This window comes from [Clostridium] polysaccharolyticum, assembly GCF_900111595.1.
Classification (GTDB): domain Bacteria; phylum Bacillota; class Clostridia; order Lachnospirales; family Lachnospiraceae; genus Clostridium_AI; species Clostridium_AI polysaccharolyticum.
Window position 1 is genome coordinate 1 of record NZ_FOHN01000052.1, and the last position, 2870, is coordinate 2870.

The following is a 2870-nucleotide window of genomic DNA, read 5'->3' on the forward strand; positions in this document are numbered from 1 at the left end:
AGCATCTGATAGATAGCAGTGAGAATCATACGGGCAATAGCGATAATGGCTCTTTTCTTGCCACGACGTTTTGCAAGCAATTCGTATTTCTTTTTGTAGTAAGGAGATTTATCCGATTTCACGGCTGCATGAGCACATTGTACTAAAGCAGGTTTGAGATAGACACCGGCACGTGTAATGCGGACAGTTTTCTTCTTGCCAGCTGATTCGTTGTTTCCTGGAGTTAAACCAGCCCAGCAGCAAAGTCGTTTGGAACTAGAGAAATGAGACATATCCATACCGATTTCGGAGATGATAGTGATTGCACTATCACGTTCAACACCCGGAATGGTACAGAGAAACCGGACAGCATTGTGCCACTTATTTGTGCTTGAAAGGGCAGAACTTGCACTGATTAATATGCTGTCTAAAACGAAGAAAGGTTTTACAACTCCTCCTGCCGTGCTTTGTAGTGTAGCTTCTTACAAGTTATTTTACAACACAGAGTGGATGTTGGAACCCTTTCATTACTATTTGTGCCGCCAGCTGAAGGCGGCGGAATGGAGATTAATATGGATATATTAAAGATAATATGGACTTCTCTTGGCTCTGTTATTGTACTATTTATTCTTACCAAACTTATGGGCTACCGTGAAGTTTCCGAACTTAGCATGTTTGACTATATTAATGGCATTACCATAGGTTCCATCGCAGCAGAAATGGCAACAAATCTGGATCAGTTTCAAAATACACTTACTGCTATGATTGTCTATTCTATAATTGTGATAAGTATTTCCTGTGTCAGCAATAAATCCATTAAAATGCGTCGTTTTATGGAAGGAAAGCCCTTAATTCTCATGTGCAATGGCAAAATAAATTATAAAAGTTTAAAAAAAGCTCGTATTGATGTAGATGAATTTCTCTGTCAATGTAGAAACTCCGGATACTTTGATATATCTGAAATACATTCGGTAATTTTAGAAAGCAATGGCAAATTCAGCATCCTGCCAAAGGCAGACCATCGTCCTGTAACACCATCTGATCTACACCTAAGTGTTGCTCCCGAATCCATTCAAGCTACTGTTATTATTGACGGGAATATTATGGCTAAAAACTTAAAGCAGACTGGAAATGATCTGAAATGGCTGCACAGCCAGCTAAAAGCACAAGGTGTAAATGACGAATCCGAAGTATTATTTGCAACTTGTGACATTTATAATAAACTTTCTGTCTATGCAAAAACAAATGATGAAGTTCCTACAGACATTTTTGAATAATAATACTATATTTCTAAATCACTTCATATATTCAGTATGAGGTGATTTGTATGCAAACAGCAATCCTTTCCATTGATGGCGGTGGAATGAAAGGGATCGTTCCAGCCGTCGTAATTCATAAACTTGAAACGCTCCTACAACAATATAGTAATGATACTAACGCCCGCATTGGAGATTATTTTGACTTAATCGGTGGAACCAGTACTGGTTCTATTCTTACTGCACTTTATCTTACCCCAGAAAATAATCATCCTAAATATTCTGCCAAGGAGATATTGGACTTTTACCTGAAACTAGGTTCTGCTATCTTTCAGAAACAATCCCTTTACCCACTCTTCGGATCCAAATACATCAATCGTGATTTTGAAAAAACATTACAAAACTTCTTTGGTGATCTAAAGCTCAGCCAGTTATTAAAACCCTGTCTAATAGCATCTTATGATACCACAACAAGAAGTGCCGTATTCTTTAATGCAGAGACTGGAAGAAAACACAAGCAGAGAAATCCTTTTGTCTGGCAGGCAATCCTTTCTTCCTGTGCAGCTCCAACCTATTTTCCACCTATGTGTCTGGATAAACCAGCGGGCTGTCCTAATTGCTTTATAGACGGAGGCGTTGTTGCCAATAATCCAGCACTATGTTCTCTTATTGAAGCGTTTAAATTAAAAGAATGCAATTCCATCAACGATGTCAGGCTTATGTCAGTAGGCAACATCCAAACAGACATTAGTTATTTTTATAGAGATGTAAAAAAATGGGGATTGATTGAATGGGCGGCTCCTCTTTTCTCAATTCTTCTAAATAGTAATGCACAAACTGTTGATTATCAGCTTCGTTCCATCTTTCATATTGTTGATAAAGATGAACAGTACCTGCGATTGCAATTCAATTCCGTTGAAAAATCTCCCGCCATAGATGATTACTCTGATTCAGCAATCGAATATTTCTTAACTTGTGGTAATGAACTTGCAGAAACTTATTCTGAAGAACTTAATCAGTTTGCCCAGTGGCTTGTAAACGAAAAAGAATAACTTTACGGATTCAAAAGGACTATGCAGATTCAGCTCTCATTGTCCTTTTGAACTTTATAAAACAGTACTTTCCATTTATTCTTTTATATTCATACTTTCATCTCATACTGATACACTTTTTCCTGATACACGATTTATCACCAGCATAATACATTTTTAGACGTCCAGAGCGTTCACATTGCAGAAATCCTCTTTCCTCCAGTCTGCCTAAAAAAACTTTAATGTTTTTAATCCATGTATAATAGAACTATTAATGTTACATATCAAAGGATAATTCTGAATTAGGTGTACAACTATTCGATATTTATGGACTGACAAAAGTTTACGGACCAGGTAAACGGAAAAGATACCTGTACTTTATTTGTCGAAATAGAACCTAATGCAAATCCTTACGAATTAGAAGTGGATATTCTTTCCTTATAGAAATGGAATGTAACAAAAAATCTTGCAAAGGAACAAAGTCTGAGTTCCTCAGACTCTTGCGACTGAAATGTACTCGAAGAAACTCAGACTTTGCCGTGCCAGATAGGTGCCGCTGTTTTTTAGCTGTCGCTGTCTTTTAGCTGTCGCTGTCTTTTAGCGA

The 2870-nt window shown here is 37.4% G+C and carries 2 protein-coding genes and 1 pseudogene; 2 read left to right on the plus strand and 1 reads right to left on the minus strand.

Annotation, left to right across the window (positions count from 1 at the left end; all coding sequences use genetic code 11):
* Positions 1-353: pseudogene (locus BMY85_RS16320) on the minus strand (transposase); the annotation flags it as partial.
* Positions 354-539: 186 nt separating this feature from the next.
* On the opposite strand from BMY85_RS16320, the gene BMY85_RS15275 reads away from it, so the two are divergent.
* The gene (locus tag BMY85_RS15275) at positions 540-1256 is read left to right on the plus strand and encodes a DUF421 domain-containing protein (protein WP_242939761.1); all 717 of its coding nucleotides are present in this window, start codon (positions 540-542) and stop codon (positions 1254-1256) included.
* A gap of 50 nt (positions 1257-1306) precedes the next feature.
* Positions 1307-2287, plus strand: coding sequence for a patatin-like phospholipase family protein (locus tag BMY85_RS15280; RefSeq protein ID WP_092479273.1), 981 nt, complete (start codon positions 1307-1309; stop codon positions 2285-2287).
* Positions 2288-2870 lie beyond the last annotated feature (583 nt).